15 protein-coding genes are annotated in these 24,028 nt (G+C 48.0%); 5 read left to right on the plus strand and 10 right to left on the minus strand.

Annotated elements, in window-relative coordinates; all coding sequences use genetic code 11:
• Positions 1-25: 25 nt before the first annotated feature.
• Together A4R26_RS20615 and A4R26_RS20620 are read right to left on the minus strand one after the other, a co-directional pair.
• Positions 26-2,272, minus strand: a complete 2,247-nt coding sequence (locus tag A4R26_RS20615; protein WP_081167719.1) for a cellulase family glycosylhydrolase — start codon at positions 2,270-2,272, stop codon at positions 26-28.
• A gap of 123 nt (positions 2,273-2,395) precedes the next feature.
• On the minus strand, positions 2,396-4,459 hold the full coding sequence (locus tag A4R26_RS20620; protein ID WP_081167722.1) for a chondroitinase-B domain-containing protein: 2,064 nt from the start codon (positions 4,457-4,459) through the stop codon (positions 2,396-2,398).
• Between the two features lie 435 nt (positions 4,460-4,894).
• On the opposite strand from A4R26_RS20620, the gene A4R26_RS20625 reads away from it, so the two are divergent.
• A complete protein-coding gene (locus A4R26_RS20625; protein ID WP_081167725.1) occupies positions 4,895-6,274 on the plus strand; it encodes a family 43 glycosylhydrolase in 1,380 nt (459 codons plus the stop codon).
• A 256-nt stretch (positions 6,275-6,530) separates the two neighbouring features.
• Here A4R26_RS20625 and A4R26_RS20630 read toward each other — a convergent pair whose 3' ends face one another.
• From A4R26_RS20630 to A4R26_RS20650, 4 genes are all read right to left on the minus strand, one after another.
• Entirely contained in the window at positions 6,531-7,808 is a 1,278-nt protein-coding gene (locus A4R26_RS20630) for a nucleoporin FG repeat-containing protein (RefSeq protein ID WP_081167727.1), read from the minus strand.
• A 309-nt stretch (positions 7,809-8,117) separates the two neighbouring features.
• Positions 8,118-8,486 carry a heavy-metal-associated domain-containing protein gene (locus tag A4R26_RS20640; protein WP_081167733.1) on the minus strand — a complete coding sequence of 123 codons (369 nt, stop codon included), beginning with the start codon at positions 8,484-8,486 and terminating at the stop codon, positions 8,118-8,120.
• Between the two features lie 91 nt (positions 8,487-8,577).
• Positions 8,578-9,399: an HAD-IIA family hydrolase gene (locus A4R26_RS20645; RefSeq protein ID WP_081167737.1), complete on the minus strand. Its 822-nt coding sequence runs from the start codon at positions 9,397-9,399 to the stop codon at positions 8,578-8,580.
• Between the two features lie 487 nt (positions 9,400-9,886).
• Positions 9,887-11,263, minus strand: coding sequence for a hypothetical protein (locus A4R26_RS20650; RefSeq protein WP_081167742.1), 1,377 nt, complete (start codon positions 11,261-11,263; stop codon positions 9,887-9,889).
• Between the two features lie 456 nt (positions 11,264-11,719).
• Here A4R26_RS20650 and A4R26_RS20655 point away from each other — a divergent pair, with 456 nt between their 5' ends.
• Both A4R26_RS20655 and A4R26_RS20660 read left to right on the plus strand, forming a co-directional pair.
• Positions 11,720-12,076 carry a Bor/Iss family lipoprotein gene (locus tag A4R26_RS20655; RefSeq protein ID WP_081167745.1) on the plus strand — a complete coding sequence of 119 codons (357 nt, stop codon included), beginning with the start codon at positions 11,720-11,722 and terminating at the stop codon, positions 12,074-12,076.
• Between the two features lie 118 nt (positions 12,077-12,194).
• A complete protein-coding gene (locus A4R26_RS20660) occupies positions 12,195-13,787 on the plus strand; it encodes an FAD-binding protein (RefSeq protein WP_081167748.1) in 1,593 nt (530 codons plus the stop codon).
• Between the two features lie 262 nt (positions 13,788-14,049).
• Here A4R26_RS20660 and A4R26_RS20665 read toward each other — a convergent pair whose 3' ends face one another.
• Both A4R26_RS20665 and A4R26_RS20670 read right to left on the minus strand, forming a co-directional pair.
• Complete coding sequence (locus tag A4R26_RS20665) at positions 14,050-15,177, minus strand: acyltransferase family protein (RefSeq protein ID WP_081167752.1); 1,128 nt, start codon at positions 15,175-15,177, stop codon at positions 14,050-14,052.
• Between the two features lie 202 nt (positions 15,178-15,379).
• On the minus strand, positions 15,380-16,246 hold the full coding sequence (locus A4R26_RS20670) for a phosphatidylinositol-specific phospholipase C/glycerophosphodiester phosphodiesterase family protein (protein ID WP_081167755.1): 867 nt from the start codon (positions 16,244-16,246) through the stop codon (positions 15,380-15,382).
• A gap of 288 nt (positions 16,247-16,534) precedes the next feature.
• Here A4R26_RS20670 and A4R26_RS20675 point away from each other — a divergent pair, with 288 nt between their 5' ends.
• A complete protein-coding gene (locus tag A4R26_RS20675; RefSeq protein ID WP_081167759.1) occupies positions 16,535-17,173 on the plus strand; it encodes a matrixin family metalloprotease in 639 nt (212 codons plus the stop codon).
• A gap of 547 nt (positions 17,174-17,720) precedes the next feature.
• Here the strand turns inward: A4R26_RS20675 and A4R26_RS20680 are convergent.
• Together A4R26_RS20680 and A4R26_RS20685 are read right to left on the minus strand one after the other, a co-directional pair.
• Positions 17,721-18,977 carry a DUF4861 domain-containing protein gene (locus tag A4R26_RS20680; protein WP_081167763.1) on the minus strand — a complete coding sequence of 419 codons (1,257 nt, stop codon included), beginning with the start codon at positions 18,975-18,977 and terminating at the stop codon, positions 17,721-17,723.
• 125 nt (positions 18,978-19,102) lie between these two features.
• Complete coding sequence (locus tag A4R26_RS20685; protein ID WP_081167774.1) at positions 19,103-20,503, minus strand: sugar porter family MFS transporter; 1,401 nt, start codon at positions 20,501-20,503, stop codon at positions 19,103-19,105.
• Positions 20,504-21,093: 590 nt separating this feature from the next.
• Between A4R26_RS20685 and A4R26_RS20695 the strand changes: the two genes are divergently transcribed.
• On the plus strand, positions 21,094-23,961 hold the full coding sequence (locus A4R26_RS20695; protein ID WP_081167768.1) for a DEAD/DEAH box helicase: 2,868 nt from the start codon (positions 21,094-21,096) through the stop codon (positions 23,959-23,961).
• The last annotated feature ends 67 nt before the right edge of the window (positions 23,962-24,028 follow it).

A 24,028-nucleotide genomic window follows, 5' to 3' on the forward strand; every position in this document is an offset into this window, starting at 1 on the left:
TCTACCGGCCACCAGCTAAAAATACCTACTCTTTCACCAGCTTCGTAGTTGTTATTTTACCGTTATGCACCAGTTTCAGGGTGTATAAACCGGCGGGCAAACGGCGTGGCTCAAAATCAGCGCGGTGGCTGCCGGCCTGTAAATTACCGTTCACCAGCACGGCCACTTCTTTTCCGGTAAGGTCGAATACCGAAAGATATACATGACCTGCCTGCTCCATGTTGAATACGATCGTATTGTTTTGCCTGAACGGGTTCGGATAGGCCTGCAGGGTGGCGCCTGCCGCTGGCGTGGTTGACCGGTCGATCAGCGATGAAACAATGGCGCGTTGCGTACCGGTTGTAGCATCGATCACCAGTTGCGGCGGGTTGTTACCGGTTTCGGCCGAGTTGAACAATATGCGCGAATCACTTGCCTGCCCGGCTTTCAGGGCCAGTGCAATGATCTTACGGCCGGCCGCAATTTCGCTCCTGACGTAACTGGTTAGGTCCCAGCTTACATAGTTGAAGGCGGCGCTCGATACATTGGCGGTTGCCAGTGCGGTTGAACCGGTAGCCGGTTTATTGTTCCAGGTAATGGCGCTTTCCGTCCAGCCGGTACTGGCCACCGAAAACACGCCCACGGGTATAGTCGTAACCGTTGTGAGGTCTACTTTTCCATACACTTTCAATTGCACTGCGTTCACTGTACCGGTAATGGCGGAAGCGTCGAACAGCAGATAGCTTTCGCGGTTATTGCCGGCAGTGGTGGTTGGGTTCACTTTGGCGATCAGCAGCGTTGGGTCTGTAGTTCCATGTGTGATGGTAGCATTGGCCCCATCGCGCACATACGCATCCTGCGTTGGCTGTAACGTGACAACCTGGTTATTACCGCCGCCGGTTTGAATTTTCACTTCGGTATAACTGTTCCAGGCATTCACACTGTTGCCATGGCCAACGATACGCACATACCTGGCATTACGTGGCGAAAAGGAAAACGTTTCCAGGTTCAGCGAAGTACCGCTGCTTACCACGTTTGACGCCGCCGTAACGAAGCTTTGTCCGTCAACGCTGGTTTGTATATCAAACGAAGAGGTTCGGGCATTGCCCTGGTAGAATGCGATCTGTACGCCCGATACGGTGGTTGCCGTGTTCAGGCAGAAACGGATCCACTGCCCGTCGCCGCTGGCCGACCAACGGGTATTGAGATTGTTATCCAGTACGTTCGTTGGTACATTGCCGTCGTTGCTGCTGGCGGTAACTGGTTCGCAAACCGGTGTACCGCCGGGGAAATCGTCGGCCGGGTTCAACATCCGCTCGCGCACCCACAGGCCTGCTTCTTTCAACCGGGCAGTTGTCCAGGGGCCATTGCCACAGGTACCGGTTTGCCAAACGGCGCCGGAGCGGAAATCGTCGGAGAAGTTCCAGTTGGTCCAGCTGATCTTTTTATTTCGCATCAGGTCCATGAACTGTTGCGCCATGGGAAAATCGTTCTGCCCGTCGCCGCTGGCTTCCTGTGTACCGAATTCGGTAACGAATACGGGCAGCCGGTCCGATGCGGTATTCAACTGGTTCAGGTACGCCGTACGGTGCGAGCGGGCATAAAAATGGAAAGTGTACATCACGTTCGGGAACGTGAGCGGGTTGTTAAATACATCCTGCAAAGAGCCATCGCCCGACAAACCGAATGTCGACCAGCCGTGTGTTCCCACCAGGATCACCGCATCGTTATCGATAGCGCGGATATGCGGTATCATCTGGTCTGCATAGGTTTTGATCTTTGCCCAGGTAGCGCCAGAGTTAGGTTCATTACAAATGTCGTAAATGATGTTGTTCTTGTTTTTGTGCTGGTTGGCAATGGCAGAGAAGAATGTCTTTGCCCGCGTAAGATTGAAGTTGGGATCGCCGGGCGTCAGCTGATGCCAGTCGACCAGTGCATACATACCGCGCTCGGTTGCTTCTTCAATAAGGCGGTTCACCTGTGCGGTAAATCCGGCGGGATCGGTTTCGTAACCGCCCTCCTGCACGTACAGTGAAATACGCAGTACATCGGCGCCCCAGTCATAAGCCAACGCATCGAGCGAAGCTTCGTTCAAACAGCCGCCCCAGCCGTACCATTGAATGCCGTGGGTACTCATACCGCGCAACTGGATCGGATTGCCGTACTGGTTGCACAATTTGGTGCCGATCACGCGCAACTGGCCGTTCTTTGCTACCGGCGTTTGCGCCTCACTTACTGATGCAGTTAGCAGGCATAGTAAGCTCCACAAGAAACGAATTGGTGTTTTTCTCATTGGATGTTTGTTTATTTAAGGTTAACAATAGAAGTTGAATCCGGAGTTGTTCAATTATTCAGTTCATTAGTTCAGAACTCAACAGAACAACTGAATAACTGAACAACTGAATAACTGAACAACTTACCGATCAGCTTTAACAACCTGCTTTGTAACCGTTCTCCCATTATGTACAAACTTCAACCAATACACCCCCGCGGGAAGCTGGGCGGCATTGAATGTAAGGCGATGTATGCCCGCTTTTGCCTGCGCATTTACCAGTACGCGTACCTGCCTGCCCGTGATATCGAGCAAGCTCAACTGCACTGGACCATCCTTTTCGAGCTGGTAAGTAACCGTGCCGGTATTCCGGAATGGATTGGGAAAACTGTTCAACAAAACTGATGAGGCCCCTGCTTCATTTTCTACCCGTGCGGCAAGCGTTGCATTACTGAGTATGCGCACTTCGGTATAACTGTTCCAGGCATTTATACTGTTGCCATGTCCCACAATACGAACATACTTAGCCGTGGTTGCGGAAATATTGAACGTCTCGGGGTTCAAACTCGTTCCACTGCTCACGCGGCCCAAAGCGGAGTTGGTCCACCCAACGCCGTCGCTGCTGGTAAGAATATCAAATGTAGAGGTGCGCGACGTACCATTGTAAAAGGCGATCTGTACGCCGGTAACCGTGGCGGCATTGCTTAAACAGAACTGGATCCATTGCCCATCACCGCTGGCCGACCAGCGGGTGTTCAGGTCATTGTCCAGCACGTTGCCCGGCACATTACCGTCATCGGCGCTGGCCGAAACGGGTACGCATGCCTGTTGACCGCCGGCGTTATGCCCCACCATGGAAGTGGAAAGTATTTGTGCGGTCACCGCTGCAGCAGATGTTTCATCGGCGCCTTTATCAAATGGAGATGTGCGGTTTTGTCCATCCATATCAACCGTTACCGCGGCATATGAACCGGTTGCCGTACCAATGGCCGGGCTGCCGCTTTGCAAATGAAAGGTGCCCGTGCCGTTGCGCGCCAGCAGCGGGTTCACCGAAGTGTAACCGCCGGAAGGCATAGAGCCTGCGCCATTCGTTTGGTAAATGATATTGCCCGACCATACGGCGCCGGTATACGGCCCCGCAATGGATGCCGCCGCGCCCCCGCCCTGCACAATATTGTTGGCAACGGTGGTATTCGTGGCGCCCAAACCGTTGGTACGCCCGCTTTGTGTAATGTTGGCCGGGTTGTTCACCAATGTATTGAAAGCGATCAAACAGCGATCGGGCCGGTCATGCACTGTAAGCGCATCGCCATTGGCCACTTCGCCATCGCCATTGCCGATATTGATGGCCGGGCTACAGTTCTCGAAATGATTGCTGAAAATAACATGGTCGTCGCCGAAGATGCGGATGCCGGGGGTATTGATAAAATAGTTGCCGTATACTTTGCACCAGTTGCCATGGCGTAAGGTAAACTGGGCCGGGCAGTTCCTGATCGTATTGTAACGAATGGTAACCGCCGACGCTTTTATGGAGATCATTTCATTTTCGCCTTCGCATTCTTCAAACAGGTTGTACTCTATAATGCTGTTGCTGCTGCTGAGGCTTAAACCGCTCAAGCCGAACTGCACTGTTTCGGCCCCGTTACCGCTTTGCGGCTGCTGATCGAAGAAATAATTATGATGAATATGCAAACGCTGGGCGATCTGGCTGCCAGAACCGCGCACTGCGATAAACCGGCCGAGGGCGTTCTTATGCTGAAAAGTATTGTAATCCACTTCATGATCATTGCCATTGAGCAGGAGGTTCTCGCCGGTACCGGGCGTTTGAAAGATGTTGCGCGTCCACCGGCAAAAGCTGGTGCCGCTGGCCATAGTCGCCTGCGAGGCGCTATGCGTGAATCTGAATCCTTTGATGATGATGTAGCGGGCCGGACTAACGATATTGAAACCGTTGGTTCCGCCTATGGTGGCGCCGCCAATAGATTGCGCCTGAATGGTGATGGGCGATGTGGCTGTACCCTGTTTATTGACGGTGATATCTGTACTGGCGGTGTAGGTACCATTGGAAAGAATAATGATATCGCCGGGCACGGCATTATTGATAGCCGTTTGCAGGGCCGCCAGAGAGGTAACAGTGATGGTTGCTGCAGTAATGGAGGCCGGCATTACAAAAAGCAATACCAGCAATGAGTAAAGTTTAGTGCTCATTGTTATTGATTGTTTGGGGGAGGAATATGTTGCGAAGAAGGTGGTATCTTAACTGCCGGATGCTCCTGCACAAATCGCACCGCAGTCAATGTATGGGGAAAACTAAAAGGGGTGTGCAGGAAATTTGCTGATAAGGGACGTCAGTAATAGGAATATACATTACCGATATGCACGCAGGCATACCGCGGTGTTAAAGTTTTTTTCATGTGACAAGTTTTAGGTAAATGCAATTAACAATCGAAGTAACCATTTTTTATCACCCGTACAAGCCGGCATATTAACCGTTGAATAACCTATATTAACACGAATAGCGGTTAACTATAATATTTCATCTTTTACCACCGTGAAATTTGTACATTGCAACACTGTGATGTGCCACACTTTACCGGCGATGAACCCGTAAGTGTGGCACACCTGCCTAAATCAAGATAAACAATGAGAGCATCCCTTTGGGTAGTAGTCATTACGCTTTTTTCAACAACGATCACGCTTGCCCAGCCAGCCGGCAACCCCATTATTCCCGATCTTATAGCCGATCCCAGCATTGTAGAAATTGACGGCATCTTTTATTGTTATGCCACCACCGATGGCACAGGCCAGGGGCTGGCAAAATCGGGACTGCCCGTTGTTTGGAGATCGAAAGACTTTGTAAACTGGCGTTTCGACGGTACGGTTTTCCCTGCGGCGGCAGATCAGTTATACTGGGCGCCCAGCACCGTCACCAAAGTAAAAGGAAAATACTACCTCTACCCTACCATCAACCACGATATTCATGTGGCCGTTGCCAGTTCACCCGCCGGGCCGTTCCATGTGGCCAATGGCGGCGACACGTTTACCGGTCCCAATGCGCCAAAACCGCTTGTTACCGACAAAGGCCCCAAAGGCACAAAGGGAATAGACGCCGAAGTGTTCATAGACGATGATGGCAAAGCCTATATGGTTTGGGCGCAACGCGGTGCAGCGCGTGTACACCCCGATATGATCACACTCGATACCACCGTGGTGATAAAAACAAAACGCGGCGGTTATTCGGAAGGACCGTTCCTCTTCAAACGAAAGGGCATTTACTATTACCTGTATACGTTATCGGGACATGAGAATTATCAATACGCTTATATGTACAGCCGCGTATCGCCATTCGGTCCGTTCGAGTTCCCCGAACAGGATATCATTGCAACAACCGATCGTTCGAAAGGCATTTATGGTCCCGGCCATGGCTGCGTATTCAATGTAAAAGGAACAGACAATTACTATTTCACCTACCTGGAGTTTGGCCGCGGCAGCACCAACCGCCAGGTATGGGTTGATAAATTATCATTTAATGAAGACGGCACCATACAACCCGTTGTGCTCACGCATGAAGGCGTTGGTGCGCTGCATGTTGTAAAGAATGCACCGAAACAGCTTGCCATTAAAGATGCAACCGCTTCCAGCTCATTGCCCGATCTGAAAGTAAAACCCATCAAGGATACAACGCTCAACAGAACGGAAACCTATCAGCCGAAAAACGCCATCGATGCATCGAACGGCACGCGCTGGATGGCGGCACCGGGCGATTCGCTTGCCACCTGTACACTCGATCTTGGATCGGCCCAAAAACTAAAACGGCTCGATGCCTATTTTGTAATGCCTACGGCCGGCCACGCCTACCGGCTCGATTACAGCACCGACGGTAAAACCTGGAAACGCTGCGGCGGGCACACCGATGTAAAGATCAAATCGCCCCATACCGATAAGCTGTCGATAACAGCGCAATACCTGCGCATCACCTTTATAAAAGGAACACCGGGTTTGTGGGAAGTGAAGGTGTATTAGCGGGTTGACAAGGTTTTCCTATGTGCATCAGTCTGAAGCGTTGCAATGTTGATAGAGTATCCGCTTGCGGCTTGCAGCCTGAAGCTGTATGTCTGTATGCGCTTCAGGCTTTTAGCTTTAGGCCTTCGGCTGTATTTGTATTTTGTATTCCGCTTGCGGCTTGCAGCTTGCGGCTTGCAGCTTGCGGCTTGCAGCCTGAAGCTGTATTTCTGTATTAGCTTTAGGCTTTTACCTTTAGGCCTTCAGCTGTATTTAACTATTGCCCTGGCAGGCGCGACACTGTAGAACCCTTGTTATTCATCAATTCAACACTGCCGCTTTTCGACATGCTGGAACTAAGTAAAAAGCTCTCTTCTTTTTTCCCGGTTATAATTCGCACCAGGGCGGTATTGGGTGGATAAATACCGAGGCTTTCGGCATGGATCACCAACCGGTTGGGATAATCGGGAAACAACGGCACTTTAATGATATAAGGTTTTTCTTTCAGGCTCAGCTTGGGCACAATCAGCTGCCCGTTATAATAAACGCTGATGGTATCACCATCGACGATGCCATTATCCATAAACCGTATTTCGGCGGAATCGGCGTTTATGACGTAGCGGGTTGGCATGGCCACTGCGCGGCCGGCAAAGTGATCGCGGCCTACAAGCGAGTCTTTATAAACAGGTTTTACGAAATCGACACCGGCGCTGCCGGTTTTCGCGGTGGCGGTATTGGCGCCGCCGGTTTTTGCCGGGGCGGCATTGGTTCCATTCTCATCGCCTGCAGCACCGGTTGTTGGGGTGGCGGCCATAGCGGCGCCCACAGGATTGCCGGCAGCAGGATTGTTGGCAGAGCCGCTGGCAGCAACATTACCCGCAACGGGCCTGTCCGTATCAGCAACAGCGCCGGAAGCAGGGGCGCCAGCAGCTGGTTTATTCGGGGTTGATGCGCCGGCGGTAACATTAGCCGCAACGGGTTTGCTATTTGTGGTAACGGCGCCGGGTTTATTGGCGCCGGTTTCAACTGTTTTTGCGTTGAGCCTGCGGGGTGTGATATCAGGATCGTAGAGGAAGGCTGCCTTATACACCAGCGAACCGATACTTTTGGTATAGCGGGCAACGATATTGCAAAGCGTATCGCATCTTCTTTCGCCCTGTATAACAATGCTGTCGCCCACCTTTTCAAAGGTGTATTTCATGCTGTCGCACAAATTACAATGTTTGGCCCAGGTGTATCGCCCCGGCGGGTCTTTAAAGTAAGTGACCTGCTTTAATTTAGTCATGATGTGGCGGGGGTAGATCCTGCCCGTAATGCGGGTATGCAACCGTATAGTAGTGTCGCTCGGCAGAATGCATTGCACGATGCCTTCAAACGACGAACCGTTCACTTTGGTGATCTGCAGCCGTGTATCGAAGGTTTTGGTGAGTTTGCTCTTCTCGCCAAAATACACGCCGCTCCAGGTTCCTTTTAACCATAGGTTCTCCTGGCTATAACCATTCAACACAGTGAGCGAACAAACCAGGCAAATAAAAACCACTACGTTTTTTGTCATTATTGGTACAGTTGTACAATTGCCCTAAAGCAACTTTAATTAATGCCTGTAAAATGCCAGGCTACTGTACGGTTCAGGGGGTACACAACAGGTTCATTTACCTGAGGAGATCCGGGGGGTGGTGTCTTCCGGCGAAAACTTTGCGCGGCGGAAAAACGGGGCAATTTAAACCCAAAAAACAAACCCGCAAAAACGAAAAAAACGAATGGTGATATCCAGTGAATTACGCAATGGAAACAGATGGGATGCAAAAAAATAAGCCCCGGTGTATCGGGGCTCACTTCCTCTTAAACATGTAGTATTCGAAACCTATTTTGAACGCTTTTCCTGTCTGCAGCAGTCAGGCAAAGGTTTGTGAGCGGTACTGTCGGTCTTTGTATTGGCGGTATTGTGACCGGTGGCCGCCACCATTTCCTCTATTTTTTTAACGCTGATCTTTGTGCGGTCGTATTTTACCAACAGGAGCTTTGTACCCGCATCCCAGTCGGCAAAAAATATGGCCGGCGATTTTTTCAGCGTGCCTTCAATGGTGTGTTCACACAGTTCGCAAACACCATCTACTTTTATGGTTTTCGTAGATGTAAACGGACCGTCGAGTTTCGGATTATACTTTTTTGCCTGTGCATTGGAAATACATACGATCATCAGAAAAAAACATACACTTAGAAACTGTTTCATTTTGATTTGAACGTTTATTAATAGTAATTGATTCCGGTATTGCAACAGATTTTAAGTGTTAAAAAAAATGCATCGCAGACCGACTAATTACTTATGCCACGTTCAGCACCGGCTCATGTTGTTTGTCGAGCACACGGGCAAACAATTCATCGTTGAGCAGGTCTTTCACCGATTTTATGATAAAGTCGGGCGAATAACCAAACTGACCGAGGTCAGTTTCCTGTGTTACACCCGATAAGGTCAATACGGTTGTGAATCCCATAGAGCCTGCACCCAGGATATCAGTGCCCATGGTATCGCCGATCATAATGGTTTCATCGGTCGACAATTGTAATAACTTTCGCGCCATACGCATCATAACCGGGCTGGGTTTACCCACGCTGAAGGCCTGTTTACCGGTAGCGAACTCGAGCATGGCGACAAAAGCGCCACAACCGGCCCGGTACTTTCCACTGCCGACGGGGCAGTTGGGATCGAGGTTGGTAGCTATCAGCTTCGATCCGTTCATGATCATGTTGATCGCCTTATCAACCGATTCCAGCATAATGGTTCTTCCCTCGCCTATGATCACGTAATCAGGATGATCGTCAACAATGGAGTAACCAACATTATGCAACTCGGTAAGCAAACCGCCTTCGCCAATAACATATGCCGTACCGTGCTCTTTTCGTGAGGCCAGGTAACGGGCTGTTGCCATAGCGCAGGTAAATATATCATCGTCGTTTACATTAAAGCCTAATTTGCGCAATTTATAGCACACGTCGCGCGGCGTACGCTGACTGTTGTTGGTCAGGAACAGAAAAGGATATCCTTTTTCCCGCAAAGAATTAATGAACTCAACAGCGCCAGGTATAGGTTCACTGCCCTTATAGATAACGCCATCCATGTCGATGAGAAAGCCCTTTTGTGCCATAGGTATTAAGTTTTATGTTTAAAAATTGCTGCTTTTTCAAAATGGCAGGCAGAAAGGGCAAGCGGCAACCAGAATAATGTTACTCACAGGCAAGAAATTGAAATTCAGCGGCAAGAAATTGGCAAGAAGTTGAGTCAGGGATGGAATGCAGATCGCAAACAGGCAAGTACTATTGGCTAACGATATGTGGCTACATATTATTGTTCGAGCGCAAATACTTAATGTTTTAAAGAGCTGAGCAAATATAGGAGTTATAGCATTAAAAGCCAGCGCTTTCAATATTAAGTTTTAGTGAGGAATGGCCGTGCGGATGGGATAAAAAAACATCTTATCATATTATATGGAACACGATCACGAAAACAGGCTGTTTTATATTACCTGCATCATACTCTATCATCAATGGTGAAAGATCAATAGTGAATAACTTTTTTACATTGACTTATCAACTCGTTAACTTATCAACTCGTTAACTCGTCAACTAGCCAACCTATTGCTCCAGTTCCTTCAACGCTTTATTATAGCGGTACAACACTTCAACATATTTTTCCAGCACCGGCAATAACAACCAACCGGTGGCCTTACCGTCAACCAGCATAAAATAATACTGCACGGCCCGTTTGATGTCTTTCTGTTCAAGACAGATCCACAAACGCGTCAGCCAGAAATTGATCACTTCACTGGAATGATATTGTTCATAACCCGGTACGGCATCACGGATCTCCAAATGTGCATACACCAGTTCAAAACGCGCATCGGCTTCCTGCTGTATCAGCGCACCCAATGCCAGGCTGAAGTGTAATACCGGGTAATACCTGTACATTTTAAGCGCATGCTGTTTTGCAGCCGCGCACACAGCATGCAGATCGAGCAACACGCCCTGCTCATAAATATTTTGCAATACAAGCGGGTTATGCGCATACTCGTTTGCCAGCGCTATCATCTTTGTTTCATACGTATGCATCAACTGCTCGTTATTACGATCGAGCAGGTCGGCAAGGTCATCGGTTAACTTATTCACCTTCAGGTGCTCTTCAAAATGTTCTTCCAGCACGTTATTGGGTTCTTCGGCGCCATGGCCTATTTCATCCCACATCTCTTGCCACATAAGTTCCTCAGCCGGCGTGCAGGTATTTATTTCGGGCGGCAGTAAACGCGTCAGCAATTCTGCATGAATAGTGATCTGTTCCAGCACCGAGCGCTGCTGTACTTTTTCGGTATTCAGCATATCATCGGAGCGAATGCTTTGCACATTGCTCAAACTAACTTCACCCGGCGGTATATTATCAATGGTAAGGTTGATCGATGCCGATTCTTCACGCAAACGGGGCGGCACACCCTGTTCCTCGATGGTGTAGTAATAATTTCCTTCGCCCGCATACTGTTTCAGCTTTGCCAGTATTTCGGGAAACTGCCCGTTCTCCTCAACGATCAAATGCGGAATGCCATCGGTGCCAACCGGCACTTCAATAACAGGCACGGCATGATCGTCCTCTTCGAGGATATAGCGGGTAATTTCAAAATTATGATGGGGATGAATATCGAATTCAAGTGCAAAATCGTGACCGGCATAAACGATATTGTGCGCAAGGGCATAATCTATTTCTTCGTAGTCGGCCAGCTCGCGGCTGTAGGAAGATAAAAATTCGTCTTCAGACGTATTGAAAAAAAATACGGTATCTTTTACCCCCAGGCACAACAGATCGACCCGGTACAAACCAATAGTGACATTTCCATTGCTATGTTTTCGCATTACCGAAACATTGGCTATCTGGCTTTCCTCCCAATCTTTATTTACCATACACTTACTCACGGGCAATGTGCGTGCTTTCGTTTGCACATATTTTCGGGGAGAGAGCGTTTGCATACCTATGTATTTTAATGTTGTGGATTTCGTTCGTCCCAACCGGGCGGGCACGGAACGGAGTTGCCTGAGTGAACAATCGTCAATTATACTTTTTTCCCTGCAGTTGTCATACCTTCAAAGTAAATACATTTTACCCTACCACCGCTCAAAAGTTGTTGTCATAATTTTCACACATTTCTCAACATTAATGATAAAGCCCTGCTGGATATTGTTTTGTGCCGGCAGAATAATTTGACTTATGTCATTAATTTTCGTTAACCCCTTTGTGGTATTGTTATGCCCGTTATAAAACGCTAGATTTGACTTATTACGCTGAAGGCTGAAGGCTGAACGCTACTTCCCGAGTTAGGTTGTTTCCGAATAAATTCAGACACGCTGCAATCCGGAAAGAAGCGGTTCACGCTGAACGCTGAGCGTTTTGCGTTCCGCGTTCCGCGTTTCCTTTAAACAAATCATATGTATTCGCTTGCAACATCAAAAAAGCCCCTGACATTGCTGTTATTGATCCTGCCCGCAATAACCTGCATAATTACCAGCTGCAGCAGCACCAAAATAATTTCCGAATACGATTGCGCCGATGCCGCCAACATCAATAAAGACACAACGGTGTGGCATTACTTCTGGGGACTAAAACAATCGAAAGACATCAGACCGCAATGCGACAAACGAAATAATCACCTCAACAGGGTTGTTGTAAAAACCACACCCGGTAATATACTGTTAACTTTTATTACACTTGGCATTGTAATTCCACAAAAAGTTTCCTGGTGTTGCGCGCCGCCCAATACCGGGCCCGGACATTTGGGGAATTAGTTCACAGTTCATAGTTCACAGTTCATAGTTCATAGTTTGCAGTACCCTGTTGCCGGCATTTACATTTAAACCGACCGGCCGGTTTCGAACCTCGCTATCAACTTTTCAATACAAACACATGACTTTACCTGAAGGCCTCTCACTGATACCTATCACTTCATGGCAGAACGGCCATCAGAATTTCAGCGTTAACCTGACAAAAGATGCCAGTTTCAACATGCGCCTGCCCTTTGCATTTTCAGAACAGGAAAAGAATTATCACGCCACTACAAAAAACTTTCAATGGCTTATTCAACATGCCATCGATAACAACGTCAGTCTGCGGGCAATGGGCAATGGCTGGAGCTTTAGCGATGTGGCGGTTTGCAATGGCGGCATTGTAGATACCCGTGAGTTGCGTACTTTTTTCACCATTGGCAATAGTTTTTTATCGCCTCAATACCTCGCAATTGGCAAAACCGCAAAAGACCTGGTGTTCAGTCAATGCGGCATGAGCATTCTGCAGCTAAATAAAGAATTGGAAGAAGAGAACGGCTGGCTGCGATGCCTGCGCGCTTCGGGCGCCAGTAACGGGCAAACCATAGCCGGCGCTACATCAACCGGCACCCATGGCGCAGGCATTCATGCGGGCGCAGTACATGACGCCATTGTTGGCTTACACATTATCACCGGCGCCAACCGGCATGTTTGGCTCGAGCGCGCAACATATCCCGTGGCGTCACAGGCATTTACCGACTGGCTGGGCGCCGAAGTGTTCCGCGACGATGACCTGTTCAATGCAGCCGTTGTAAGTTTCGGCAGCTTTGGATTCATACACGGCGTAATGCTGGAAACCGAACCGATATACCTGCTCGAAAAATATACTGCAGCCAACATTCCCTTCAACGATAAATTAAAACAGGCCATCAATGAATGGAAGTTCGAAGCGCTGAACGATCTTCTCCCCTTTCCGCCCGAAAGCCCCGGCCGTAGTTTATACCATTTTGAAGTAGTGGTGAACCCCCACCGTTTTGCAACAGACGATGCCGACAAAGGTGTTTTTCTAAAAGCAATGTATAAAACACCACACCGTACCGATTATACCAAACCGGCGCCACCGGCAGGCAACTTTCAATATGGCGATGAATTGCTCGGTCTTATTCAAACCATTCTCGATAATATAGGCAAAAAACTCACTCAGAAACTGGTGCCGCCATTGGTGACCAAATTATTTCCCCTGGCGTTTGCCAGCAATGAACAGGTTACCGGTACCATTGGCGAAACCTTTACCAATACAAAATTCAGAGGGAAAGCTGCCAGCGCAGCCATCGCTATCGATACCGCCGATTCAAGCCGCGCCATTGAAGAAATTGTTGCATTGAATGCCAAAATACCGTTCGCGGGCGGACTGGCACTGCGTTTTGTAAAAGGCACCAACGCCACCTTAGGTTTTACCCGCTTCGAAAAAACCTGCGTGCTTGAAATGGATGGCGTTGAATCGGCCAGCAGTCGCAAGTTCTTCAATGCCGTATGGGAACGGTTCGAAGCAATAGGTTTGCCCTATACTTTACACTGGGGCAAGATCAACTTCAACCTCAACGAAACCCGTATCCGCCAGATGTATGGCGATACCGCCGTTAACAAATGGCTTACCGCAAGAAATAAGTTACTCGATGAGGTTACGCAAAAAGTGTTTACGAATGAGTTTATGATTCGAACCGGGCTCAGTTGAGAAATGAAAAATAAAATTAGAATTGAGAAATCAGAAAGGGAATACACCGGAACGGTAGCCCGGGCGTGAAACGAGAAACGTGAAACGGTCATGTACCTGGGGCTCACTAAAAAATTTTATACTTGCTACAATTCCAATGCTCCAATCAACCATGCTAATGTTCAACTTACTTTTTCATTCCTCATTTCTCATTCCTCATTTTGTCTTAGTCCTGCTTCTACATTCAACATTGAACGTTCGATATTCAATATTCCCCGCAGCACTACACCTTCACATAGATCTTCTTCTTATCCATCCAATACCCAACGGCCCAACACAGCAACATATACGCAATGGCCTGTAACAACGACCCCACGTACGGGGTGGCGTAAATGAAAATGTTATCATAGATCCACCTGAATACGGTTGTGCCCGAGGACAGGCGGAATGTATTCCACACATATACCAGCAGTTCCGACAACAGGTAAATGAATAACGGGTTTCTGCCAAATACCTGGAAGAAGGGCGTCCAGGAGGTTTGTTGCCGAAGATCGGCAATGTAAACGATGGCTGCTATGATGAGGCAGTCGAGCCCTACCGTATGCAGTACGAAAGAGCTTGTCCATAATCTTTTATTGAAAGGGAAAGAATAATTCCAGAAATGCGCGAGGATCAGCAATGCAAAACCGGCAAGCATCAATTTGGTAAGTGCTTCATACGTGCCGCCTTTTTGCTGTAAATATTTTCCCACCCAGTAACCCGCCACTACGTTGCCAATGGCCGGGAACGTACTTAAAAACCCCTCGGGATCAAATGGCACGCCGCTGCCATGGTATAAATGGTTGGGACCCACCAGTAACAGATCGAGTTTTACAACGGCATTGCCCTGCAGCGAGAACGGATCGGGCGCATCGCCAAAGAAGTACAACACCGGGTAGTATAGTATCAAAATAGCGGCGGTTATGATAACGGTTGCGCGGAACTTTAAAAAGTAAAACATCAGCGACGCAAAACAATAGGCTAATGCTATGCGCTGTAAAACGCCAAAAACGCGCGTTTTTTCAAATGGCAAAAAGAAGTATTCGCCCGTTTTTTCATCGGGGCGTACAAAAGGGAACCAGTACATCAGGTAACCCAGTAAAAAAATAAGCAGGGTACGTTTACATATTTTAGAAAGCACAAACGAGGTAGAAGCTGTTTCCCACTTCGGCATCACAAAGCTCATGGCATTGCCTACGGCAAATAAAAAAGAAGGAAATACCAGGTCGGTGGGAGTAAAACCATGCCACCTGGCATGCATCAGGGGCGCAAAGGTATGGTCGCCGTCGGGTGAGGTATTAACAATGATCATGAAGCAGATCGTCATGCCCCGGAATACATCAAGGGCCAGGAATCGCTTTTGTTGTAGCATGTTAGTTATAAAGATTAACGCAGCAGTAATACCTGAACCGGTCGAAAATAATCAATTCAGGTGAATACGCAAATTCCTGCAGCTACCTGCCCTCCTTTTTATTTTTTTACCGCGATGTTCAACGCGGCCGTCATCCTGTAAAACAACGCCCTGTTCCCGTACACGCCCCTGAAGCGGAACGATTGCGGTCCGCGGGCATTGTTCAATGCGCCTTTATTGGCGGTATACCCGGCGTAAAGCTGGACCAACCCGGTTCCATCTGGTATGTTTTGTAACCTGTTTCATTCTTAAAAGAGCTTGCCGGTAATTTTCGCAGGAAGCCGGCCAATGCCCGGATACTGTCGGTATTTATATAATCCACCTCCAGCTTTATCAACTGGTACCATGCATTGGTAAAATCGGGCGAAGCCCAGAAACGCACCGGTTTACGCAGCGCATGCGCATGGTTTACCGCCCGTTGCAGCGAATCCCATTGTGAAGCGGGAATAATTCCGTTGCCGCTCCACGACGTATATTTTTTCAGGTCGGCGCTCATCATAACAATGCGCGACAGGGCCTCAGCCGGGTATTCTTTTTCCAACTCGCCGTCAAAACCAATGTAAGCAGGGTAAGAGGTAAAAGCCGACACATCGGGCCGGTTACCGCTGATGGCGATCTGCAGGGAAGAACAACCGGTGAGCACCGGATATTTCTGCAACAGTTCCACCAACGTACGCAGGGTGGTATCGCCATTTGTTTTCAGATCGATCATCAACTGCAGCCGGCGGCTGGTATCGGCGTAAATATGGCCTTTGTTCTTTTTAACTAATCGCGCCAGCGGCTTCAGGTACATCTCTTCGAGGGTACGACCGGGTCTCAGTTCCTCTGCTTTGTGCGCCACGAGCAACTGGCCATTATGCCAGAAAACATCTGCCTCTACCGACCCGAACATTTCACTGTATGCGGTATGCAAAGGCACGGGTTGTTCGTAATCATTATGGGAATGCGCGTTGGCGGTTGTATATTGTTTCGGCTGGGCGAATGTTGCCGTGCCGATAAGAAGCAATAACGAAAAAACTATCTTATTCAATTGAATTAGTTTAGTTGTTCAATTATTCAGTTATTCAGTTGTTCAGTTGTTCAGTTGTTCAGTTGTTCAGTTGTTCAGTTGTTCAGTTGTTCAAACTCGCTACTAATAGTGAGTCAGTGAAATTGATGAACTCAATAACTCATGAACTTAATAACTGAATAACTGAACAACTGGCTTTCCCGCGCAAGATAGAAGTTATAGCACCATTTAACAGGTATTGATAATTAAGAAATTATTAGCTACTTCCACATCGGGCAATTGCTTAATTTGAGGGCAGAACCCTGACCCATGCCAGTAAACCGTCAACTTATTGTCCTGCTGTTTTGCGCCACCCTTTTGAGTTATTGCTCCAGCCCTGTTAAACCGGAGAAGAAACACAAGATCGGGTTACAACCGCTTGAAAAGTACGATACCGCTCAATTGCGATTTATTCAACAGGAACTGCAGCTGTTCTTTAAAGTACCGGTGGTAATTTTGAAAGAAACACCCATTCCGCGGTCATTTCTCAATACCACAAAGGGCGAACGCTACTCCGCCGACTCAATAATTAAATGGATGGCCCATACGGCGCCGGATTCGATCACCAAAGTGGTGGCCATTACCCATAAAGACCTTTTTACCAGCAAATGGGAAAACGGACACATAAAAAAGCCCGGGAGCACCTATGCCGTTTGGGGCATTTTTGGACTGGGTTTTAAACCCGGGCGGTCATGCGTTGTGAGCGATCACCGCCTGCGCACCCATAATTCCGCGCAATTTCACCACCGCCTACGCACCGTTGTCATTCATGAACTGGGGCACAACCAGGGGCTTTCGCATTGTGCTACTGAAAAATGTATTATGAGCGACGCCAATGAACGGATCCAAACCGTTGATAACAGTTCAAATGAATACTGTACCCGGTGCAATAACCGGTTGTCTGGTTAAAATTTCCCTAAGCGTTTCAAGTCTTACATACAGGTGTTTCCCTAGCTATTTCCCGGAAAAATGAATCGCTTATCCGGAAAAGCGTGTTGTTTACCGGAAGATAGATCGTTTATCCGGAAAAAGGGCCTATTTCACGGAAGAATGGATTATTTGTCCGGAAAATGGGGTTGTTTCCCGCAAGAATGGATCATTGTTCGGAAAAACGTTCCTGTTTCCCGGGATTTATCAATAATAAAAACCCTCCCGGTACATTGTGCCCGGGGATAATTATAGGATGCCGGCATCGGGCAACATTTTATTTAAGACGTAAGGGTTTCCACGCCACCCGGCCTTCCGTATCGGAAACAGAGGCCGCGTTAATGGCAAAACCTTTTATCTGTACTTGTGAGGCAGAGATCGTCTATGATAAATACCGGATAATTCCTAAAGGCAAAAAGCCGTTGGAAACAAACCCAACAGCTTTCCATAATTATCTTTTAATTGTTTTCAACCTTAAGCCTGAACCTGTTTTCGCTTCAGGCTTTTCGCCTAAGCTCACAGCTTGCACTCACTGCAGGTCTTTCAACAAAAACGCTTTGAACTTTTCTTCACTGGTGAACCGTTCATCGCTTTTTTCCCAACCGGCATAAAAACGGAAGACAACGGGTTCCTTTTCATTGATACCGGCCTTTATTATATAGGTATTCTGAATATCGGTATTCGCATTGGGCGTTGTGGCAATACCCGTTACCTGTTCAGCAGGCATAACAATGGCCATACCGAGTTTGTCTTTATTTTCCGATTGCACATCATAGGTATAGATGCCCTTATAACCGGCGCCTTCCATTTTATATACTTCTTTGCTATGCAGGTTCACAATACCCGTTACCAGTTCTGCGCCCTTCGGTGCACCGGTTATGGTTATATAACTTTCATAGCAGTATTTATTGGCCCAGATATGAATTTCTTCCGTCACCGTTACAGGCTCCATGCCTTCGGCTATTTTCCAGTTGGTATATTTCAACCGGCAGATGGCACGAACCGGACCATCGGCCACTTTTTCATAGGTCACCTGCTGAATGTTCTTACCGCCCAACCGCACGAGTGTATCTTTTCCATCCCGTAAAGGAACCTGCAACGCCAGTGAACCGGCGCCCAGCGATGCGCCTACCTTCAATACATCCATTCCCCAATCGGCCTGGTGATGATAATTTTTTGAAGTGTCCGTACCCGCTTCATCGAGCACCATGCGGGGTGTTGTTTTACCCCAGATATCTTTTCCATTACGTACATCAAAATATAAACGGAAACCCACCTTATCGTTTTCCCAGGCCGGCCCTTCGGTAAGATAAGGCGGTAACGGTTGTTTTGAAAAATCGGTTGGCAATGCATTTAGCGGCATGGTATCTTTTTCCAGCGAAACCGGCCCGAACGTATTATCGGCATTTTTTTTCATATGCCGTACATGCGCACGTACTACCGCTTTTACCGTTGCAGGCGCATCGGCAATGGCTGGTTTGAAAACTACTTTTTCTTTGGGCTGAAAGGAATACAAAAAAGCCGCTTCATCCCACTGGCCGTCGCCATCGAGGTCGTCGAACTGGATAACCATTGGAACACCGGTGGGCTTGTTCATGGTGAAATACTTACCGGCAGCAATGGGGCCTGTTTGTTCTTCGACGGCTTTTCTTTTTACAACGATCAGTTCGTCTTCCCGCGGTTCGTTTTTAGGATTGCTGAATTCGAATGGTTTCGGTGATCTGGCCGACTGGCAGGAAGCGAGAATGGTTACAATAACAAAAAACTGTGATATATTTAATTTCATCGTGGAAGGTTGATTGTGCTGCAAAATAATAAATGTGATAATTCGATAATTCGATAATGTGATAATGAATACCAGCTATCAGCGGGCCTGCCATTATCAAATTATCACATCATCACATTATCAAATTATTTAACCAACTTCCTCTCCAACTCCTCGAGTGACACCCCTTTCGTTTCGGGGACCTTTGTTAGCACCCATATCAGCTGCAATGCCATCATAAAGGCGAAGAAAGCGAAGATGGGCCATGGATTGTCTTTGAAGATCCCATCCTGCTCATCGAGAAACACGGGAACGATCAGCGTGATGATCGCTGCAAAAACCCAGTGCACGCTGGCGCCGAATGATTGTCCAACCGCACGAACCTTATTGGGCGAGATCTCCGCAATAAACACCCAGATCACCGCGCCCTGCCCTATGGCATGCGCAGCAATGAACAACAATAAAAATACCATCAGCAAACCGGCGCTTGCCTGCGCATAAAAGCACCAGGCAACCATGGCCAAACTGATTATATAACCAAAGGAGCCAATGATGAGCAGCGTTCTGCGGCCCAGTTTGTCGATCAGGTATAAACCGGCGAAAGTAAAAAGCAGGTTGATACCGCCGATGGCAATGGAGTTTAATAAAGATTCTTTGGCAGCCAGACCGGCGCGGCCCAGGATCTCCGGCGCATAGTATAAAATGAAATTGATGCCCGACCACTGGTTAAAGAATGCTACCAGGAAGGTAAGCCAGAGGATCGTTTTGTATTTTGAACTGAAAAAGCTTTTGCTATCCTGGCCCGCATGCGATTCGTGCTGTACGCTCTCGTTGATCAGTTTTATTTCTTCATCGATATTGTTCATCCCCAGCCGTTCCATTACCTGGCGGGCGGCGGCGTCGTTTTTCTTTACCGATACCAGCCAGCGCGGACTTTCAGGAATACCGAAAACCATTAATGTATAGATCAGCGAAGGAACAGCCATAACACCCAGCATCCAGCGCCAGTCGTTAATGCCGCCAACACCCTGTAAAAAATAGTTCGACAGGAAGGCTACCAGTATACCAAATACGATATTGAACTGGTACATGGCTACCAAACGTCCTCTTGTAGCGGGAGTAGAAATTTCAGAAACATACGTAGGCGCGGCAACGGAAGAAACGCCGATACCAAGGCCACCAATAAACCGGAAGAAGGAAAAAGTATAGGGGTCGGTTGCCAGTGCTGAACCAATGGCCGACACGCTGAAGAGGATGCCCACCCATAACAATACTTTCTTCCGGCCATATTTTTGCGAAGGCCAGCCGCCTAAAATAGCCCCTGCCACCGTGCCCCACAAGGCCATCGACATTATAAAGAAGCCATGAAACAGCGTGGATGTATGCCACAATTCTTTTATTGGCTGGTTGGCGCCTGAAATTACAACAGTGTCGAACCCGAAAATAAAACCGGCAAGGGCAGCAATCAATGATATACCGAACAGATTGGCCGATGATGTAGTGGCGCCTTTCTGTGTGGTAGTTCCGGTATCGAATGAAACTTGCATATTGGTTGTTTTAAGCTGAGATTGGTTTTTGTTTATAATGAAGGCCGGCGCCAATCATGGCAGCCTGCTCACCTAAGATTACTTTTTTATATACTTAAAAGGTAATACATTAATCCGGCATTGGTAATATCTCCTTCATCAACAGGCGCCCGGGCCGGTACCGAGGATAGGTCCCAATGCGGCCCACCTGAAGGTTTTAGCTTTATATGGAGCAAGTTAGTTGCTAAAACTATCTTTTCTGAATTCCAACGTTGGCAGTTCGCAGTTTTCCGCTTTTCAGGACAGCCGGTTAAATGCCGGCGACTCTGGCACCACGAAAGTGTGGCACACTTGCCTTTAGCGGCGCCGGGGAAAGTGTGGCACACTTTGGACCTCCAACCTCAACCCCGGTAACGGTATTTGCATTCCCTGGTAACCGGAACCCTGAAACCCGCTCCTGTATTTTGCCCGCATCCGGCTCCTGGTAGCCATAACATGAAACCTGCAACTTTGTCTGCCTGCCAATTTTCCCCACCTGTGCAAAAATCATCCTTTACAAATGCCCCCTCCCCCCTATTTTTGCCCATTACACCAATAAGTATTTTCTGCCAATGATATCTACAAAAAGCGATCAGAAAAATGTGTTATTGTTACAGCCCCATCGTTTATTGTCAGATCACCATCTGCTTGAATGTTTGCAGATCACCAAAGAAAAAGGTATTCCCAAATATGTGAATAGCGAGCTCAACAGTGCCGAGCTCAATAAGAACTTTTCCAAACTGCCAAAAGAGGTAAAAGATTCGCTCCTGCATTTCAGCAAGGAACGCATTGCGCTGATGAAGGAGGAAATACAGAAAAAATTCACCCTGCAACGCGCCGGGGTTTCTTACGAAGTATATTCGAGATCGGCCATTGCCCGGCGGCTGCACGAGTTGATGGAAAGAATGAAGCCATTTGCCGCACTGGTAAAATGGTATCATAAAGTTCCCGGCGAAAAAGGGAATTTCAAAACGGCGCCCGGCAGTTTCAGCACCTTCAAACCGCAATTGCAGTTTGAGGTTACCAAAAACGGCAACGCACTCCAGTTGAACACCATCATTTCCATAAATGGCGCCGCCTATGGTCTCGACCAGTTTACCCGCTGGCAGTTTTTGCTGCTGAGTGGTGGAGAATATTTTATTCTTTCATTCAAAGATTACCAAACACTCGAATGGCTGCAGGACAATGATCCGCAACAATACAGCCAGCAGCCGCAGGAATTTTCCGAAACCATCCTGGCCAAACTCGAATCGTCTGACTACACCGTTAACCGCAATAACCTGTTCCAGAAACATGAGATCAGGGAATTACCGGTGAACCGCGTACTGCTTAGCGAGATCAGCCAGTCGTTCCTCGTGCTTACCCCCCAATGGGAATATGATGGCTTTATTACGGAAGGTCCCTGGAAAGAAACTTACGAGCTCACCCGCAACGGACAGTCATTTGCCATTTACCGCAACCAGCAGGCTGAAAAAGATCTTTGGCAATTGCTGGAGGGACTGCATCCCAATTTCGAGAAACAACTGAACGGGTACTATTATCTTTCTTTCGAGGAAGCCCAGAAAAAACAATGGTTCCTCAAAGTATATCACAAACTGCTCGATCTGAATATACAGGTGATCGGGATGGATATGCTGCAACACTTCAGGTATTCGCAGCATAAAGTAAAAACCGATGTCACCATTCAAAAAGAAGTTACCGATGCGCTGGTATTGCATATGGTAATTTCATTTGGCGAAGAAGAAGTGGCGCTTACCGAAGTGCAAAAGATCATCCTGGCTGGTCAACGGGCTATTCTCCTGCAGGATGGTTCGCTCGGTATTCTGCATGAAGAATGGCTGCAAACCTATGGCACCATCGTACGCCATGGTAAAATATCGAAACAGGAAATACAGGTGCCGCGCTGGCTGGCATTCAGTGAAGAAAAAACAACCGAAGGCACTGGGGTGTTAAAAACCGTGCTCCAGGCCGGTTGGCTGGAGAAATGGCAGCATTGGCAGCAGGACGGCACCATGGTTTATGAAGTACCTGCTACAGTACAGGCCAAACTGCGCCCCTACCAGCAAAAAGGTTTCGAATGGATGCTGCTGCTGGCTGAAGCAGGCGCCGGGGCCTGCCTGGCCGATGATATGGGTCTCGGTAAAACCCTGCAAACGATCAGCCTGCTCACCCACCAGTTGACGCAAAAAGCGTCACAACGCCATTTGATCGTTGCACCCTCATCGCTTATCTACAACTGGTCGCAGGAATTACAAAAATTTGCGCCGCATGTAAAAGTGCTCATCTATCATGGCGGCGGCCGCAACATACAGGAAGCTGCAACCGGCGATTACCAGGTAGTGATCACCAGCTATGGTACCGTGCGGCAGGACATAGAGGAAATGTGCCTCATTGGTTTTGGCACCATTGTGCTCGACGAAAGCCATAATATTAAAAACCCGGCGGCACAGATCACCAAAGCCGTTGAACGTTTACAATCGAATTTCCGCGTAGCCCTCAGCGGTACGCCGGTTATGAACAATACATTCGACCTATATGCGCAAATGAATTTCCTGCTGCCGGGCATCTTTGGTACCAGGGAGTTTTTCAGAAGGGAATATGCCGATGCCATCGATACGCACCGTGATGGTGAAAAGATAAAAACCCTTCAACGCATTACAGCGCCATTCGTATTGCGCCGCACCAAGGAGCAGGTGGCAGGCGACCTGCCGGCCAAAACCGAAATGGTGATGTGGTGTAAAATGAGCGATGCGCAAAAACGCCTGTACGATGAAGTGAAGGACAGCATTCGCCAAAGCGTATTCCTGAATATCGAAAATGAAGGGTTGGGTAAAAGCAAACTGGCAGTATTGCAGGGCATGTTGAAACTGCGGCAGATCTGTAACTCACCGTTGCTGTTGCCCGGCGAAGAACAAACCTGCAACGATTCGGTAAAGACCGATCTGCTGATGAACGAACTGCAGAACAACCTGAAAGACCAGAAGGTGCTGGTGTTCTCACAGTTCACGACCATGCTGAATCTGCTGGCCGAAAAATGCCGCGAAGAAGGCATAACGTATTATCACCTTGACGGTTCTACCGCTCCTGAAAAACGGATAGAAATGGTTAACCGTTTCCAGGAAGATGGCAATACCACCAATGTATTTTTGATAAGCCTGAAGGCCGGCAATGCAGGGTTGAACCTTACCGCTGCGGGTTATGTATTTCTTTTTGATCCCTGGTGGAATACCGCAGTGCAGCAACAGGCCATTGACCGTACACACCGTATTGGCCAAACCAAAAATGTGTTTGCCTATAAAATGATCTGTAAGGATACCATCGAGGAAAAGATCATTCAACTGCAACAACATAAAAAGCAACTGGCAGAAGAATTGATTTCTGAAGATGAAGGGTTTGTTAAATCACTAACTGAAGACGATATTAAATATCTTTTTAGTTAGTTATTGAACAGTTTATGGTTTATGGTTTGTTGTTTATGGTTCTTTTATTCGAAAAGCTTCATAAATC

It is taken from the genome of Niastella populi (genome assembly GCF_002078015.1).
GTDB classification, from domain to species: Bacteria; Bacteroidota; Bacteroidia; order Chitinophagales; family Chitinophagaceae; genus Niastella; species Niastella populi.

Bases quoted from the DNA above. Each gene is read 5' to 3' on its own strand.
- A4R26_RS20615 (WP_081167719.1), bottom strand. From the start codon at position 2,272: ATGAGAAAAACACCAATTCGTTTCTTGTGGAGCTTACTATGCCTGCTA.
- A4R26_RS20620 (WP_081167722.1), bottom strand. From the start codon at position 4,459: ATGAGCACTAAACTTTACTCATTGCTGGTATTGCTTTTTGTAATGCCG.
- A4R26_RS20625 (WP_081167725.1), top strand. From the start codon at position 4,895: ATGAGAGCATCCCTTTGGGTAGTAGTCATTACGCTTTTTTCAACAACG.
- A4R26_RS20630 (WP_081167727.1), bottom strand. From the start codon at position 7,808: ATGACAAAAAACGTAGTGGTTTTTATTTGCCTGGTTTGTTCGCTCACT.
- A4R26_RS20640 (WP_081167733.1), bottom strand. From the start codon at position 8,486: ATGAAACAGTTTCTAAGTGTATGTTTTTTTCTGATGATCGTATGTATT.
- A4R26_RS20645 (WP_081167737.1), bottom strand. From the start codon at position 9,399: ATGGCACAAAAGGGCTTTCTCATCGACATGGATGGCGTTATCTATAAG.
- A4R26_RS20650 (WP_081167742.1), bottom strand. From the start codon at position 11,263: ATGCAAACGCTCTCTCCCCGAAAATATGTGCAAACGAAAGCACGCACA.
- A4R26_RS20655 (WP_081167745.1), top strand. From the start codon at position 11,720: ATGTATTCGCTTGCAACATCAAAAAAGCCCCTGACATTGCTGTTATTG.
- A4R26_RS20660 (WP_081167748.1), top strand. From the start codon at position 12,195: ATGACTTTACCTGAAGGCCTCTCACTGATACCTATCACTTCATGGCAG.
- A4R26_RS20665 (WP_081167752.1), bottom strand. From the start codon at position 15,177: ATGCTACAACAAAAGCGATTCCTGGCCCTTGATGTATTCCGGGGCATG.
- A4R26_RS20675 (WP_081167759.1), top strand. From the start codon at position 16,535: ATGCCAGTAAACCGTCAACTTATTGTCCTGCTGTTTTGCGCCACCCTT.
- A4R26_RS20680 (WP_081167763.1), bottom strand. From the start codon at position 18,977: ATGAAATTAAATATATCACAGTTTTTTGTTATTGTAACCATTCTCGCT.
- A4R26_RS20685 (WP_081167774.1), bottom strand. From the start codon at position 20,503: ATGCAAGTTTCATTCGATACCGGAACTACCACACAGAAAGGCGCCACT.
- A4R26_RS20695 (WP_081167768.1), top strand. From the start codon at position 21,094: ATGATATCTACAAAAAGCGATCAGAAAAATGTGTTATTGTTACAGCCC.